Source organism: Pseudomonas sp. B3(2017), assembly GCF_002113595.1.
Lineage (GTDB): Bacteria > Pseudomonadota > Gammaproteobacteria > Pseudomonadales > Pseudomonadaceae > Aquipseudomonas > Aquipseudomonas ekonensis.
Genome location: NZ_NEIU01000026.1, coordinates 17,535 through 32,762, shown reverse-complemented (window position 1 = coordinate 32,762; position 15,228 = coordinate 17,535). Strand labels below are relative to the sequence as shown.

The 15,228-nt window shown below is 62.8% G+C and carries 18 protein-coding genes; 1 reads left to right on the top strand and 17 read right to left on the bottom strand.

Annotated elements, in window-relative coordinates; genetic code table 11:
- Nucleotides 1–10: 10 nt before the first annotated feature.
- The 12 genes from rlmN to trmJ all read right to left on the bottom strand — a co-directional run bounded on the left by rlmN (nucleotide 11) and on the right by trmJ (nucleotide 9,052).
- A complete protein-coding gene (rlmN, locus tag CAG33_RS26035; protein WP_085641072.1) occupies nucleotides 11–1,159 on the bottom strand; it encodes a 23S rRNA (adenine(2503)-C(2))-methyltransferase RlmN in 1,149 nt (382 codons plus the stop codon).
- Nucleotides 1,160–1,188: 29 nt separating this feature from the next.
- Nucleotides 1,189–1,614 carry a nucleoside-diphosphate kinase gene (ndk, locus tag CAG33_RS26030; RefSeq protein ID WP_003227894.1) on the bottom strand — a complete coding sequence of 142 codons (426 nt, stop codon included), beginning with the start codon at nucleotides 1,612–1,614 and terminating at the stop codon, nucleotides 1,189–1,191.
- Between the two features lie 88 nt (nucleotides 1,615–1,702).
- Nucleotides 1,703–1,903 (bottom strand): Fe-S cluster assembly protein IscX, encoded by a 201-nt coding sequence (gene iscX, locus CAG33_RS26025; RefSeq protein ID WP_085641070.1) that lies wholly within the window; start codon nucleotides 1,901–1,903, stop codon nucleotides 1,703–1,705.
- A 14-nt stretch (nucleotides 1,904–1,917) separates the two neighbouring features.
- Complete coding sequence (gene fdx, locus CAG33_RS26020) at nucleotides 1,918–2,259, bottom strand: ISC system 2Fe-2S type ferredoxin (protein ID WP_085641068.1); 342 nt, start codon at nucleotides 2,257–2,259, stop codon at nucleotides 1,918–1,920.
- The gene (gene hscA / locus CAG33_RS26015; RefSeq protein WP_085641066.1) at nucleotides 2,259–4,124 is read right to left on the bottom strand and encodes a Fe-S protein assembly chaperone HscA; all 1,866 of its coding nucleotides are present in this window, start codon (nucleotides 4,122–4,124) and stop codon (nucleotides 2,259–2,261) included. Before hscA ends, fdx begins: the two co-directional genes overlap by 1 nt.
- A 51-nt stretch (nucleotides 4,125–4,175) precedes the next feature.
- Nucleotides 4,176–4,697 carry a co-chaperone HscB gene (gene hscB / locus CAG33_RS26010; RefSeq protein WP_085586640.1) on the bottom strand — a complete coding sequence of 174 codons (522 nt, stop codon included), beginning with the start codon at nucleotides 4,695–4,697 and terminating at the stop codon, nucleotides 4,176–4,178.
- An 8-nt stretch (nucleotides 4,698–4,705) separates the two neighbouring features.
- On the bottom strand, nucleotides 4,706–5,029 hold the full coding sequence (gene iscA, locus CAG33_RS26005) for an iron-sulfur cluster assembly protein IscA (RefSeq protein ID WP_085586639.1): 324 nt from the start codon (nucleotides 5,027–5,029) through the stop codon (nucleotides 4,706–4,708).
- Between the two features lie 31 nt (nucleotides 5,030–5,060).
- Complete coding sequence (iscU, locus tag CAG33_RS26000) at nucleotides 5,061–5,447, bottom strand: Fe-S cluster assembly scaffold IscU (protein WP_002552476.1); 387 nt, start codon at nucleotides 5,445–5,447, stop codon at nucleotides 5,061–5,063.
- 83 nt (nucleotides 5,448–5,530) lie between these two features.
- The gene (locus CAG33_RS25995) at nucleotides 5,531–6,745 is read right to left on the bottom strand and encodes an IscS subfamily cysteine desulfurase (protein WP_085586638.1); all 1,215 of its coding nucleotides are present in this window, start codon (nucleotides 6,743–6,745) and stop codon (nucleotides 5,531–5,533) included.
- Nucleotides 6,746–6,795: 50 nt separating this feature from the next.
- Nucleotides 6,796–7,287 carry a Fe-S cluster assembly transcriptional regulator IscR gene (gene iscR / locus CAG33_RS25990; protein WP_007956690.1) on the bottom strand — a complete coding sequence of 164 codons (492 nt, stop codon included), beginning with the start codon at nucleotides 7,285–7,287 and terminating at the stop codon, nucleotides 6,796–6,798.
- Nucleotides 7,288–7,502: 215 nt separating this feature from the next.
- Entirely contained in the window at nucleotides 7,503–8,279 is a 777-nt protein-coding gene (gene cysE / locus CAG33_RS25985; RefSeq protein WP_085641064.1) for a serine O-acetyltransferase, read from the bottom strand.
- Nucleotides 8,280–8,281: 2 nt separating this feature from the next.
- A complete protein-coding gene (trmJ, locus tag CAG33_RS25980; protein WP_085634015.1) occupies nucleotides 8,282–9,052 on the bottom strand; it encodes a tRNA (cytosine(32)/uridine(32)-2'-O)-methyltransferase TrmJ in 771 nt (256 codons plus the stop codon).
- A gap of 145 nt (nucleotides 9,053–9,197) precedes the next feature.
- On the opposite strand from trmJ, the gene suhB reads away from it, so the two are divergent.
- Nucleotides 9,198–10,016 carry an inositol-phosphate phosphatase gene (gene suhB / locus CAG33_RS25975; protein ID WP_085586635.1) on the top strand — a complete coding sequence of 273 codons (819 nt, stop codon included), beginning with the start codon at nucleotides 9,198–9,200 and terminating at the stop codon, nucleotides 10,014–10,016.
- A gap of 188 nt (nucleotides 10,017–10,204) precedes the next feature.
- Here suhB and CAG33_RS25970 read toward each other — a convergent pair whose 3' ends face one another.
- The 5 genes from CAG33_RS25970 to tgt form a co-directional block, all read right to left on the bottom strand.
- Nucleotides 10,205–10,753, bottom strand: a complete 549-nt coding sequence (locus CAG33_RS25970; protein WP_085586634.1) for a glycine zipper 2TM domain-containing protein — start codon at nucleotides 10,751–10,753, stop codon at nucleotides 10,205–10,207.
- 120 nt (nucleotides 10,754–10,873) lie between these two features.
- Nucleotides 10,874–11,788 carry a protein translocase subunit SecF gene (secF, locus tag CAG33_RS25965; RefSeq protein WP_085586633.1) on the bottom strand — a complete coding sequence of 305 codons (915 nt, stop codon included), beginning with the start codon at nucleotides 11,786–11,788 and terminating at the stop codon, nucleotides 10,874–10,876.
- A 9-nt stretch (nucleotides 11,789–11,797) separates the two neighbouring features.
- Nucleotides 11,798–13,666 (bottom strand): protein translocase subunit SecD, encoded by a 1,869-nt coding sequence (gene secD / locus CAG33_RS25960; RefSeq protein ID WP_085586632.1) that lies wholly within the window; start codon nucleotides 13,664–13,666, stop codon nucleotides 11,798–11,800.
- 63 nt (nucleotides 13,667–13,729) lie between these two features.
- Nucleotides 13,730–14,065 carry a preprotein translocase subunit YajC gene (gene yajC, locus CAG33_RS25955; protein ID WP_085586631.1) on the bottom strand — a complete coding sequence of 112 codons (336 nt, stop codon included), beginning with the start codon at nucleotides 14,063–14,065 and terminating at the stop codon, nucleotides 13,730–13,732.
- A 45-nt stretch (nucleotides 14,066–14,110) separates the two neighbouring features.
- Nucleotides 14,111–15,226 (bottom strand): tRNA guanosine(34) transglycosylase Tgt, encoded by a 1,116-nt coding sequence (gene tgt, locus CAG33_RS25950; RefSeq protein ID WP_170930080.1) that lies wholly within the window; start codon nucleotides 15,224–15,226, stop codon nucleotides 14,111–14,113.
- Nucleotides 15,227–15,228 lie beyond the last annotated feature (2 nt).

Sequence of the window (15,228 nt, the reverse complement as noted above, 5' to 3'; positions counted from 1 at the left end):
AGATCCTCTCTTAGTGAGTGTTCGCGGCGTTCTGCGCCAGATCGCCGTCGGCGCTCAATTCGCGCACCGCGATGTAGCGTTCGCTGCGACGGGTGCGATCCAGCACCTGTCCTACCAATTGACCGCAGGCGGCGTCGATGTCCTCACCACGGGTGGTGCGCACGGTGACGTTGAAGCCTGCGTGGTGAAGCTGATCCTGGAACCGGCGGATGGCGTTGTTGCTCGGCCGCTCGTACCCGGAATGCGGGAACGGGTTGAACGGGATCAGGTTGATCTTGCAGGGGATGTCCTTGAGCAGCTCGATCATCTCGAGCGCATGCTCGAGCTTGTCGTTGACGTCCTTGAGCAAGGTGTACTCGATGGTCAGCACACGCTTCTCGCCGAGGGCGGACATGTAGCGCACACAGGAGTCGAGCAGCATCTTGAGCGGGTATTTCTTGTTGATCGGCACCAACTGGTTACGCAGAGCGTCGTTCGGTGCGTGCAGGGACAACGCCAGGGACACGTCGATGTGCTTGGCCAGCTCATCGATCATCGGCACCACACCCGACGTGGACAGGGTCACGCGGCGCTTGGAGATCCCGTAGCCCAGGTCATCCATCATCAGATGCATGGCGGCCACGACGTTGTCGAAGTTCAGCAGCGGTTCGCCCATGCCCATCATCACCACGTTGGTGATGGCGCGGTCGATGGTGGCCGGAACGCTGCCGAAGGATTTGTTCGCGATCCACACCTGGCCGATGACTTCGGCGGCGGTGAGGTTGCTGTTGAAGCCTTGCTTGCCGGTGGAGCAGAAACTGCAGTCCAGGGCACAGCCTGCCTGGGACGAAACGCAGAGGGTGCCGCGCTTGCCCTGGGGAATGTACACGGTCTCGACGCAGCTGCCGGACGCCACGCGCACCACCCACTTGCGGGTGCCGTCGCTGGAGATGTCCTCGCTGACCACTTCGGGACCACGAATTTCGGCAACGGCCTTGAGCTTTTCGCGCAAGGCCTTGCCGACGTTCGTCATGGCGTCGAAATCATCCACGCCAAAGTGGTGAATCCATTTCATAACCTGACCGGCACGGAAACGCTTCTCCCCGATTGAGTCGAAGAATTTTTCCATTTCCGGCTGGGTCAGACCCAGCAGGTTGGTTTTAGCAGTCGATGTCGTCATGGATTCACCTTCACTCTTTAAGCCGATGCTTAGCGAGTGGTTACTTCGGTAGCTGCGAAGAAGTACGAGATTTCGCGAGCGGCAGCGGCTTCGGAGTCCGAACCGTGAACGGCGTTGGCGTCGATCGACTCGGCGAAGTCAGCGCGGATGGTGCCGGCAGCAGCTTCTTTAGGGTTGGTGGCGCCCATCAGCTCACGGTTGCGAGCGATGGCGTTTTCGCCTTCCAGAACCTGAACGACCACTGGACCGGAGATCATGAAAGCAACCAGGTCACCGAAGAAACCGCGCTCTTTGTGCTCAGCGTAGAAGCCTTCGGCTTCGGCTTTGGACAGTTGCTTCATTTTCGAGGCAACCACTTTCAGACCGGCCTTTTCGAAACGGGTAACGATTTCGCCGGCAGCGCCTTTTGCAACGGCGTCAGGCTTGATGATGGAGAAAGTACGTTGAACAGCCATGGTGTAACTCCAGAAACAGTAATTTGCGAAAAATTAAACCCGCGAATTATACGCGGGTTCTTGGGTATTGCCTAACCTGCGAGGACGATCAGTCTAACTCGTCGGCCCAGAGCTTCTGAACCGCTTCCAACACTTTCTCGCCCACACGGCCCGAGTTGTTGTCGAAATCCGGCAGCGCCATGATCCATTCTTTCAAGTCGACGAAATTGACAGAGTACGGATCGACGCCCGGATGGGCCTCGGCCAGCTCCTCTGCAATGCGTTGAACATCATTCCAGCCGTAGCTCATGACAGTCTTACCAGTCAGTGCGGCGCTTCGGCCGCATGGTTAAGCGAATATTTCGGGATTTCGACGGTCAGGTCTTCCTCGCCGACGATGGCCTGGCAGGCCAGGCGCGACTGCGCTTCCAGGCCCCAGGCCCGGTCGAGGAAGTCCTCTTCCAGCTCGTCGGCCTCTTCCAGCGAGTCGAATCCCTCGCGAATGATGCAGTGACAGGTGGTGCAGGCGCAAACGCCGCCGCAGGCGCTTTCCATCTCGATGTGGTGCTCGTGGGCCAGTTCGAGAATGGACGTGCCGGGCTCGGCCTCGACCACCATGCCGTCAGGGCAGAACTTCTCGTGTGGCAGAAAAATGACCTGCGGCATCAGTTATCCTCGATTTCATTCAGGTTGCGCCCCGCCAGCGCGGCTTTCACCGTCGAATCCAGGCGGCGGGCGGCAAAGGCGTCGGTCACTTGCGACAGACGCTTGGTCTGCTGCTCGATGGCGAAGCCATCGGTGCCTTTCATCAGTTCGGTCAGTTCCTGCACCTGCAGGTCGATGACCATGCGTTCTTCGGCGTCCAGCAGGCGCTCGCCGTCGGCGTCCAGGGCAGCCTGCACCGCCTCGACCAGACGCTGGGCGTCGACCTGCTGCTCGCGCAGGACACGGGCGACCTTGTCGTCGTTGGCGTGCTGGAACGAATCCTTGAGCATCTTGGCGATTTCGCCGTCGGTCAGGCCGTAGGACGGCTTGACCTGGATGCTGGCCTCGACGCCCGAGCCCAACTCACGGGCGGAGACGCTGAGCAGGCCATCGGCATCGACCTGGAAGGTCACGCGGATCTTCGCCGCGCCAGCCACCATCGCCGGGATCCCGCGCAGTTCGAAGCGCGCCAGGGAGCGGCAATCGCTGATCAGCTCGCGCTCGCCCTGCAGCACATGGATCGCCATGGCCGACTGGCCGTCCTTGTAGGTGGTGAAGTCCTGGGCGCGGGCGACCGGGATGGTGGTGTTGCGCGGAATCACCTTCTCCATCAGCCCGCCCATGGTTTCCAGCCCCAGGGACAGCGGAATCACGTCGAGCAGCAGCAGTTCGCCGCCGTCACGCTTGTTGCCGGCCAGGGTGTCGGCCTGGATCGCGGCCCCGATGGCCACCACTTGATCCGGGTCGATGGAGGTCAGCGGCTGACGGCCGAAGGCTTCGGCGACGGCTTCGCGCACACGCGGCACACGGGTCGAACCGCCGACCATGACCACGGCATGGACGTCTTCAAGCTCAATGCCCGAGTCACGCACCGCGCGGCGGCAGGCCTTGAGGCTGCGGGCGACCATCGGCTCGATCAATGCGTCGAACGCTTCGCGGGTCAGCTGCGCCTTCCAGTCGCCGTAGACGACCTCGACGGCAGCGGCGTCGGTCAACGCTTCCTTGGCCGCGCAGGCGGTCTGCAGCAGGTTGCGTTGCGCGCCCGGATCGAGATCGACGGACAGGCCGGCGCCCTCGATGATCCAGCCGGCGACGGCGTGGTCGAAGTCATCGCCGCCCAGGGCGCTGTCGCCACCGGTGGCCAGCACTTCGAAGACTCCGCCGGTCAGGCGCAGAATCGAAATATCGAACGTACCGCCGCCCAGGTCGTAGATCGCGACCAGGCCTTCGGCGTGCTGATCCAGGCCATAGGCCACAGCGGCCGCGGTCGGCTCGTTGAGCAGGCGCAGCACGTTCAGGCCGGCGAGCTTCGCCGCATCCTTGGTGGCCTGGCGCTGAGCATCATCGAAATAGGCCGGCACCGTGATCACCGCGCCGACCAGCTCTCCGCCCAGCGTCGCTTCAGCGCGCTGACGCAGCACCTTCAGGATGTCGGCGGAGACTTCGACCGGGCTTTTCGGCCCCTGGACCGTGTCGATGAACGGCATGTGCGACTCGCCGCCGACGAAGCGGTACGGCAGTTGCTCGCCCAGTTGCTTGACGTCGGACAGGCCGCGCCCCATCAGACGCTTGACCGACAGCACGGTGTTCAGGGGATCGGAGGACGCGGCCAGCTTGGCCGACTCGCCGACTTCGACGCGGTCGGCGTGATAACGCACGGCGGACGGCAGGATCACCTGCCCTTGGGCGTCGGCCAGCGGCTCGGAAAGACCACTGCGCAACGCAGCGACCAGCGAATTGGTAGTGCCCAAGTCGATCCCCACAGCCAGACGGCGCTGGTGCGGTTGAGGACTTTGGCCGGGTTCGGCGATCTGCAGTAGGGCCATCGTGATCAGGACTTATCTGTATATCAGGCGTGCGACCGGAGCGGCACTGGGTTAATCGTCGAGGCGCTCTTCTAACTGGCGCACTTCGTAGGAGAGCTTGTCGAGGAACTGCATGCGCCGCATCAGGCGTTCGGCCTGCTCGCGTTGCGCCGCGTCGTTCCAGCAGGCTGCGAAGCTTTCGTTCAATCGGTCCTGGGCGGCCTTCAGCCGGCGCTTGAAGGCGGCGACACCGTCCAGGTCGGCGCTGTCCTGCAGATCCTCGAGCTCTTCGCGCAGCTCCATCTGCTGCAGCAGGAACTCCGGATCGTGCACCGTGACCTCCAGCGGCAGCTCACGCCCGCTCATGGTGAGCAGGTAACGCGCGCGTTGCGGGGGGCTCTTGAGGGTCTGGTACGCCTCGTTGAGCCGGGCGGACTGCTCAAGCGCCAACCGCTGCTCGCGCTCGGAGGCGTCAGCGAAGCGGTCAGGGTGAACCCCGCGCGCCAGCTCGCGGTAGCGCGTGGCCAGCTGCTCGAGATCCAGGCGGAAATCCGGTTGCAGGTCAAACAGGGCGAAATGACAAGGAATACCCACGAGCGGCCTCAGACGTTGAAGCTTTCGCCGCAGCCACACTCACCGCGCACGTTGGGGTTGTTGAACTTGAAGCCTTCGTTCAACCCTTCCTTGACGAAATCGAGTTCGGTGCCGTCCAGGTACGCCAGGCTCTTGGGATCGATGATCACCTTTTCGCCATGGCTTTCGAACACCTGGTCGTCTTCGCCCAGGGCATCGACGAATTCCAGCACATAGGCCAGCCCCGAGCAGCCCGTGGTACGGACGCCCAAGCGGATCCCTTCGCCCTTGCCGCGACCGTCCAGGGAACGGCGCACATGCTTGGCGGCGGCTTCTGTCATGCTGATGGCCATCGAGACTCCTTACATCTTGCGATGTGTGCTGTTAGAGCAAACCTTTCTTCTGCTTGTAGTCGCGCACGGCCGCCTTGATGGCGTCCTCGGCGAGCACGGAGCAGTGGATCTTCACCGGCGGCAGGGCCAGTTCTTCAGCCAGTTGGGTGTTCTTGATGGTTTCGGCTTCGTCCAGGGTCTTGCCCTTCATCCACTCGGTGGCCAGGGAGCTGGAAGCGATCGCCGAACCGCAGCCGTAGGTCTTGAACTTGGCGTCTTCGATCACGCCCTGCTCGTTGACCTTGATCTGCAGGCGCATCACGTCGCCGCACGCCGGGGCGCCGACCATGCCGGTGCCGACATCCGGGTCTTCGGCGTTCATCTTGCCGACGTTGCGCGGGTTTTCGTAGTGGTCGATGACCTTTTCGCTGTAAGCCATGATGCTTAATCCTCACTCATCAGAGAGTCGCTCTTTGGGCCCTGCCGCCTCTGGCCGCAGGGCTGGTTCGCGGCGACTTGAAATCAGTGTGCCGCCCACTCGATCTTCGAAATGTCGACACCGTCTTTGTACATGTCCCACAGCGGCGACAGGGCGCGCAGCTTGGTGACGGCCTCGCAGACCTTCTGCGCGGCGTAGTCGATCTCTTCTTCGGTGGTGAAGCGGCCGAAGGTGAAGCGGATCGAGCTGTGCGCCAGTTCGTCGTTGCGGCCCAGGGCGCGCAGCACGTACGAAGGCTCCAGCGACGCCGAGGTGCAGGCCGAACCGGACGATACCGCCAGGTCCTTGAGCGCCATGATCAGCGACTCGCCTTCGACATAGTTGAAGCTCAGGTTCAGGTTGTGCGGAACGCGGGCGGTCAGGCTGCCGTTGACGTACAGCTCTTCCAGGTGCTCGACCTGCTTGTAGAAGCGGTCGCTCAGGGCCTTGATCCGCACGTTCTCGGCGGCCATGTCTTCCTTGGCCACGCGGAAGGCTTCGCCCATGCCGACGATCTGGTGGGTCGCCAGGGTGCCGGAGCGCATGCCGCGCTCGTGACCGCCGCCGTGCATGGTCGCTTCGATGCGCACGCGCGGCTTGCGGCTGACGTACAGCGCGCCGATGCCTTTAGGGCCGTAGGTCTTGTGGGCGGAGAACGACATCATGTCGACTTTCAGCTTCTGCAGGTCGATCTCGACCTTGCCGGTGGACTGAGCGGCGTCGACGTGGAACAGGATGCCTTTGGAACGGGTCAGTTCGCCGATGGCAGCGATGTCGTTGATCGTGCCGATCTCGTTGTTCACGTGCATCACCGACACCAGGATGGTGTCTTCGCGCAGGGCGGCTTCGACCATTTCCGGGGTGACCAGACCGTCTTCACGAGGCTCGATGTAGGTCACTTCGAAACCTTCGCGCTCCAGTTGGCGCATGGTGTCGAGGACGGCCTTGTGTTCGATCTTGGTGGTGATCAGGTGCTTGCCCTTGGAGGCGTAGAAATGTGCCGCACCCTTGATTGCCAGGTTGTCGGACTCGGTGGCGCCGGAGGTCCAGACGATTTCGCGCGGGTCGGCGTTGACCAGGTCGGCCACCTGACGACGGGCGTTCTCCACGGCTTCTTCGGCCTTCCAGCCGAACACGTGGGAGCGGGACGCCGGGTTACCGAAGTTCCCGTCGACCAGCAGGCATTCACTCATCTTTTGCGCAACGCGCGGATCGACCGGGGTGGTCGCAGAGTAATCAAGGTAAATCGGCAATTTCATGGACTATCTCCTAAATCAGGCTGGCTGGCGTACCGCTGGCTCTCTGGCTGTCATTCGACGGCGGACGCTTCAATCTTGTCCAGGCGCGGCGCCTTGCCATTGCAACGACGCTGATCCTGGCGCTGGGCCACTTCCTGCACCTCACGGCGAGTTACGAGGTCGGCCAAGCTGATACCGCTGAGAAATTCGTGGATCTGCAGGCTGAGGTCGCACCACAGGTGATGGGTCAGGCAGGTGTCGCCGGAATGGCAATCGCCCTGGCCCTGGCATTTGGTCGCATCGACCGATTCGTTGACCGCATCGATCACCTGAGCGACCTGGATGCCCTGCATGTCGCGGGACAGCTGGTAACCGCCGCCCGGACCACGGACGCTGGACACCAGGTTGCTGCGGCGCAGCTTGGCGAACAGCTGTTCGAGATAGGACAGGGAAATGCCTTGGCGCTCGGAGATATCGGCCAGGGACACGGGCCCGTGCTGCGCGTGCAACGCCAGGTCAAGCATGGCGGTCACGGCGTATCGGCCTTTTGTAGTCAGTCGCATGGACAATTACCACGGAGTTCGGAATGGGCGGGAGTATGCAATTCCCGAGCATTTAAGTCAACTATAAGACCTAGTGCTTTAGTCGGGTTTACCCGCAAAGAGCGCGCGCATGATAGCAGGGTCTGCGGCTTAATGGCACACCGGCCAGCGCTGCGCCGTTGCCTGATCACGACACCCGAAGGCCGGCGCCGCTCGCGCCGCCCCTCGGGCAGGCCTCAGCCCGCCGTGGTGTCTTCCTTGCCCTTGACGCAGGCGAAGTCTTCTTCGCGCAGCTCAGGCAGATCTTTCGCACAGTAATTGCTGCCCAGATCCTTCAGTGCGCCGCACATGCCCTCCAGCCGCCCGTCCACCGCCTGCAGGTGATCGAGCAACTGACCGATGGCCCGGGCCACCGGATCCGGCATGTCGCCGCTGACGCCATAGGCATCGAAGCCGATTTTCTCGGCCATCGCCTTACGCTTGGCGTCCTGCTCGTCATCGGACTTGACGATGATCCGCCCCGGAATGCCCACCACGGTCGCGCCCGGCGGCACTTCCTTGGTGACCACCGCATTGGAGCCGACCTTGGCGCCGGCGCCCACGGTGAACGGCCCGAGCACTTTCGCGCCGGCCCCGACCACCACGCCGTCGCCCAGCGTCGGATGACGCTTGCCCTTGTTCCAACTGGTGCCGCCGAGGGTCACGCCCTGGTACAGAGTCACGTCGTCGCCGATCTCGGCCGTTTCACCGATCACGATGCCCATGCCGTGGTCGATGAAGAAGCGGCGACCGACCTTCGCCCCCGGATGGATCTCGATCCCGGTCAGCCAGCGGCCGAAGTTCGACACCAGTCGCGCCAGCCATTTCAGCTCCGCGCGCCACAGCATCGCCGACAGCCGATGGATCCAGATCGCGTGCATGCCGGGGTAGCAGGTCAGAACCTCAAAAGCGTTACGCGCCGCCGGGTCTCGGTGGAATACGCTCTGGATATCTTCACGCAAACGTTCGAACATCATCATTCCTTCCGTTTAAGGAGCTCGCCACGGGCCGCTTTCTGGGTTTCCGTGAGGATGCCACGCAAAATATTCATTTCCGCCCGGCTGACCGAGCTGCGTCCGTACAACCGGCGCAGGCGCGCCATCAAGTGCCGCGGCTTCTCAGGATCGAGGAACTCGATGGCCACCAGGGTCTGTTCCAGGTGCTCATAGAACCGCTCCAGCTCATCCATGGTCGCCAGCTCATTGCTTTTGACGGAGGCCACCTCTTCCTTCTCGAACTTGCTCGGCTGGCCCTGCGCCGCCAGCCACGCCATACGCACTTCATAGCTCAACACCTGCACCGCCGCCCCGAGGTTCAGCGAGCTGAACTCCGGATCGGAGGGGATGTGCACGTGGTAGTGACATCGCTGCAGCTCTTCGTTGGTCAGGCCGGAGTCCTCGCGCCCGAACACCAAGGCGATTTCCGCGCCCTGCCCGGCTTCCGAGACCACTTTTGCGCCGCATTCGCGAGGATCGAGCAACGGCCACGGGATCCGCCGGTCACGGGCGCTGGTGCCCAGCACCAGGTTGCAGCCGACCAGCGCGTCTTCCAAGGTGGCGACGACTTGCGCGTTTTCAAGGATGTCGCCGGCGCCCGAGGCGCGGGCATCGGCTTCGTGGTGCGGAAACACCCGGGGCTCCACCAGCACCAGCCGCGAAAGCCCCATGTTCTTCATGGCGCGCGCGGTCCCGCCGATGTTGCCCGGATGGCTAGTGTTGACCAGGACGACACGAATGTTTTGCAGCACGGCGCAGGCTCTCGGACTCGGGAAAGGGGTGCAAATCTTACAGAACAGCCTACCGTTAAGCCATGAATGCGAACAGCGACCTTCACCTGAAGAAAACTTCTGATAGAATGCGCGGCTTTCTTTAACAACCTTAGGTGACACATCCATGCAGCCCATGCTGAATATCGCGCTGCGCGCCGCCCGCAGCGCCAGTGAACTGATCTTCCGCTCCATCGAGCGCCTGGATACCATCAAGGTCGACGAAAAAGACGCCAAGGACTACGTGTCCGAGGTGGACCGCGCCGCCGAACAGAAAATCATCGACGCCCTGCGCAAGGCCTACCCGAATCATTCGATCATGGGTGAAGAGACCGGCATGCACGCTGGCTCCGGCATCGAAGGCGAAGAGTACCTGTGGATCATCGATCCGCTGGACGGCACCACCAACTTCCTGCGCGGCATCCCTCACTTCGCGGTCAGCATCGCCTGCAAATACCGTGGCCGCCTGGAACACGCCGTTGTCCTGGATCCGGTCCGTCAGGAAGAGTTCACCGCCAGCCGTGGCCGTGGCGCCCAACTGAACGGCCGTCGCCTGCGCGTCAGCGGCCGCACCAGCCTGGACGGCGCCCTGCTGGGCACCGGTTTCCCGTTCCGTGACGACCAGATGGACAACTTGGACAATTACCTGGGCATGTTCCGCGCCCTGGTGGGCCAGACCGCCGGCATCCGTCGCGCAGGTTCGGCGAGCCTGGACCTGGCCTACGTGGCCGCCGGCCGTTTCGACGCGTTCTGGGAATCGGGCCTGTCCGAGTGGGACATGGCAGCCGGCGCCCTGCTGATTCAGGAAGCGGGCGGCCTGGTGAGCGACTTCACCGGCGGTCACGACTTCCTGGAGAAAGGCCACGTCGTCGCCGGCAACACCAAATGCTTCAAGGCCGTGCTGACGGCCATCCAGCCGCACCTGCCGGCCTCGATGAAGCGTTAAGCGCTGCGCAATACGAAAAAAGCACCCTTCGGGGTGCTTTTTTTATGCCTGTGATTGGCACGCTTTCGGCAGCCACCACAGTCCATGTGGGAGCCTGCCTACTGGCGATGGAGTCAGCCAAGCCCCCAAGTCGTACGCCGAACGACAGGCACAAAAAAGCACCCCGCAGGGTGCTTTTTCATGTTTGATCACTGCCCGGGTTGGGCCTGGGACAGGATCAGCTTGCCTTCCTTGTCCACCGGAATCTGGTTGCCCGGATCCCGGTCCATCCGCACTTTGCCTTCCTTGCCGTCCAGCGAGTAACGAACGTCGTAGCCGACGACCTTGTCGCTGATGTCATTCACGGTGTTGCAGCGTGTCTGCGTCGTGGTGTAGGTGTCACGCTCCTGCATGCCCTCCTGCACCTTGTTGCCGGCGTAACCGCCGCCGACCGCACCGGCCACCGTGGCGATCTTCTTGCCCGTGCCGCCGCCGATCTGGTTGCCCAAAAGGCCGCCGGCCAGCGCACCGACCACCGTACCGGCGATCTGATGCTGATCCTTCACCGGCGCCTGACGGGTCACGGTGACGTCCTTGCACACTTCACGTGGAGTCTTGATCTGCGTCTTGACCGGCTCGACAGCCAGCACTTGCGCGTACTCAGGGCCGCTTTTCACCAGGCTGTAGGTAGCAACAGCACCCCCGGCGGTCACACCGACAGCACCCAATACCGCACCAACCAGCAACGACTTGTTCACATGAACCTCCTGACCATCACATGCGGGGCGTGCCCGCGCTTCTCCCAGCCTTGGAGCATGAAAAAAGGCGCGAGTTCAACTCGCGCCTTTTTCGGGTGACACCGTCAGGAGAAGCCGGCCTCAAGGACGGTCGTCGATTTCCTTGTCGGTGTTGGCCGGAGGGATCAGGTCTTCGCTGGTCAGGTTCAGCCAGATCAGCACCACGTTGGCGATGTAGATCGACGAGTATGTACCCGCCAGAACACCGATGAACAGGGCGATGGAGAAGCCGAACAGGTTGTCGCCGCCGAAGAACAGCAGCGCCGCGATCGCCAGCAACGTCGAGATCGAGGTCGCCATGGTGCGCAGCAGGGTCTGGGTGGTCGAGATGTTGATGTTCTCGATCAGGTTGGCCTTGCGCAGCACACGGAAGTTCTCGCGGACCCGGTCGAACACCACGATGGTGTCGTTGAGCGAGTAGCCGATGATCGCCAGCACCGCCGCCAGCACCGTCAGGTCGAAGGTGATCTGGAAGAACGACAGGATGCCGATGGTCACGATCACGTCGTGGATCAGCGAAACGATGGCGCCCACCGCGAATTTCCACTGAAAGCGGAAAGCCAGGTAGAGCAGGATGCCGCCCAACGCCAGCAGCATGCCCAGGCCGCCCTGGTCACGCAGCTCCTCGCCCACCTGCGGGCCCACGAACTCGACGCGCTTGACGGTCGCCGGGTTCTCGCCGCCGACCTTCTGCAGCGCCTCGGCCACCTGATGGCCCAACTGCGGGTCTTCACCCGGCATGCGTACCAGCAGGTCGGTGGTCGCGCCGAAGTTCTGCACGACGGCCTCGTGGTAACCGGCCGTCGTCAGTTGCTCGCGCACCTTGGTGACGTCGGCCGGACGCTCGTAGGTCAGCTCGATGAGCGTACCGCCGGTGAAGTCCAGACCCCAGTTCATGCCCTTGTGGAACACGCTGAACAAGGCCAGGGCCGTCAGGAACAATGTGACGCCGAACGCGAAGTTGCGAACGCCCATGAAGTTGATAGTACGTAACATGGCAGCCCCTTAAATCCACAACTTCTTGAAGTCACGACCGCCGAAGATCAGGTTGACCATCGCGCGGGTCACCATGATGGCCGTGAACATCGAGGTAAAGATCCCGAGGGACATGGTCACCGCGAAGCCCTTCACCGGGCCGGTGCCCATGGCGAAGAGGATGCCGCCGACCAGCAGGGTGGTCAGGTTGGCGTCGAGGATCGCGGTGAACGCCCGGCCGAAGCCTTCGTTGATGGCGCGCTGCACGGTCATGCCGGCGGCGATCTCTTCGCGGATCCGCGAGAAGATCAGCACGTTGGCGTCGACCGCCATGCCCATGGTCAACACGATGCCGGCGATGCCCGGCAGGGTCAGCGTCGCGCCCAGCAGCGACATCAGCGCCAGCAGCATCACCATGTTCACGGCCAGCGCGACCGTGGCGATCAGACCGAAGAAGCGGTAGATGGCGATGATGAACAGCGAGACGAACAGCATGCCCCACAGCGAAGCGTCGATGCCTTTGGTGATGTTGTCCGCACCCAGGCTCGGGCCGATGGTGCGTTCTTCGGCAAAGTACATCGGCGCCGCCAGGCCGCCGGCGCGCAGCAGCAGCGCCAGTTCGGAGGACTCGCCCTGGCCGTTCAGGCCGGTGATGCGGAACTGCGCACCCAGCGGCGACTGGATGGTCGCCAGGCTGATGATCTTCTTCTCTTCCTTGAACGACTGCACCGCCACGTCTTTCTCGACGCCGTCGACCACCTGCTTGGTGTAGGTGGTGACCGGACGCTGCTCGATGAAGATCACCGCCATGCTGCGACCGACGTTGCTGCGGGTCGCACGGCTCATCAGCTCGCCGCCGTGACCGTCCAGGCGGATGTTCACTTCAGGGGTGCCGTGCTCGCCGAAACCGGCCTTGGCGTCGGTCACCTGGTCACCGGTGATGATCAGGCTGCGCTCGATCTGCGCCGGAGGACGCTTGCCCTCGCGGAACTCGAAGGTCTCGGAGGTGGCCTTGGAGGCACCCGGCTCGGCGGCCAGGCGGAACTCAAGGTTGGCCGTCTTGCCCAGGATCCGCTTGGCTTCGGCGGTGTCCTGCACGCCCGGCAGCTCAACCACGATACGGTTGGCGCCCTGGCGCTGGACGATCGGTTCGGCGACACCCAGCTCGTTGACGCGGTTACGCACCGTGGTCAGGTTCTGCTTGATGGAGTATTCGCGGATTTCCACCAGCTTGGCCGGGGTCATCGCCAGACGCAGCACCGGCTGGCCGTTGAGGTCGGCCGGAACAATGTCGAAATCGTTGAAGCTCTTGCGGATCAGCGCACGGGCCTGTTCGCGGGACGCATCGTCGCTGAAGCCCAGCTGGATGGCGCCACCCAGTTGCGGCAAGCTGCGGTAGCGCAGCTTCTCTTTGCGCAGCAGGCTCTTGACTTCGCCTTCGTAGATTTTCAGGCGAGCGTCGATGGCTTTGTCCATGTCCACTTCCAGCAGGAAGTGCACACCGCCGGACAGGTCGAGACCCAGCTTCATCGGGTGCGCGGCCAGGTTGCGCAGCCACTGCGGCGTGGTCTGGGCCAGGTTCAGCGCGACGACGTAGTCGTCACCCAATGCCTTGCGCACCACGTCCTTGGCCGGCAGCTGGTCTTCAGCCTTGGTCAGGCGGATCAGGCCGCCCTTGCCGTTGGCAGACAGGCTCGCGGCCTTGACGGCGATCCCGGATTCCTTGAGCGCAGTACCCGCACGGTCCAGGTCGGCCTGGTTGACCTGCAGGGCCGTGCTGGCGCCGCTGATCTGGATGGCCGGGTCATCGGGGTACAGATTGGGAGCGGAATAAATCAGACCGATCGCCAGCACCGCCAGGATCAGAATGTATTTCCACAGAGGATATTTGTTCAGCATCACGCCGCCCGCTATGACGCGGGGCGCCTTGCGCGCCCCGTCGATTGAGTGGAAGTTGAAACTTTAGATCGCCTTGAGCGTGCCTTTTGGCAGCGTGGCGGCGATCGCGCCCTTCTGGAACTTCATTTCCACGGTGTCGGACACTTCCAGCACCACGAAGTCATCGGCCACTTTGGTGATCTTGCCGGCGATGCCGCCGGTGGTGACCACTTCGTCGCCCTTCTGCAGGCTGCTCAGCAGGTTTTTCTGCTCTTTGGCGCGTTTGGCCTGCGGACGCCAGATCATCAGGTAGAAGATGACCAGGAAACCGACCAGGAAAATCCACTCGAAGCCGCCGCCGACAGGCGCCGCAGCCGGTGCAGCCGCGTCGGCCATGGCGTTAGAGATAAAAAAGCTCATTTAGCACTCCAGTTGCAAAAATGTTGAATCTTGGGGTCAGGAAACTCAGTCCAAAGGCGGTACGGGAAGCCCGCGCTTGGCATAGAAGGCCTCGACGAAGGCGGCCAATGTACCCTGTTGAATAGCCTCGCGCAAACCAGCCATCAGCACCTGATAATGGCGCAAATTGTGGATGGTATTGAGCATGCTGCCGAGCATTTCGCCGCATTTGTCCAAGTGGTGCAGATAAGCGCGGGAGAAGTTCCGGCAGGTGTAGCAATCGCAGGTCGGATCCAGCGGCGAATCATCATGGCGATGGAACGCGTTACGGATCTTCAGCACACCGGTGTCGATGAACAGATGCCCGTTGCGGGCATTGCGGGTCGGCATCACGCAATCGAACATGTCCACCCCGCGGCGCACACCCTCAACCAGATCTTCCGGTTTGCCAACGCCCATAAGGTAACGAGGTTTGTCAGCAGGCATCTGGCCAGGCAGGTAGTCCAGCACCTTGATCATTTCGTGCTTGGGCTCGCCCACCGACAGGCCGCCGATGGCCAGGCCGTCGAAGCCGATCTTGTCCAGGCCTTCGAGCGAGCGCATGCGCAGATCCTGGTGCATGCCGCCCTGGACGATGCCGAACAGCGCCGCCGTGTTGTCGCCGTGGGCGTTCTTCGAACGCTGGGCCCAGCGCAGGGACAGCTCCATGGACACCCGCGCGACGTCTTCGTCGGCCGGGTATGGGGTGCATTCGTCGAAGATCATCACGATGTCGGAACCCAGGTCGCGCTGGACCTGCATCGATTCTTCCGGCCCCATGAACACCTTGGCGCCGTCGACCGGAGAGGCGAAGGTCACGCCCTCCTCCTTGATCTTGCGCATGGCGCCGAGGCTGAACACCTGGAAGCCGCCGGAGTCGGTCAGGATCGGGCCTTTCCACTGCATGAAGTCATGCAGGTCGCCGTGCTTCTTGATCACTTCCATGCCCGGACGCAGCCACAGGTGGAAGGTGTTGCCCAGGATGATCTCTGCGCCGATCGCCTCGATGTCCCGCGGCAACATGCCCTTGACGGTGCCGTAGGTGCCCACCGGCATGAACGCCGGGGTCTCGACGGTGCCGCGCGGGAAGGTCAGGCGGCCACGGCGGGCCTTGCCGTCGGTGGCGAGCAACTCGAACGACATGC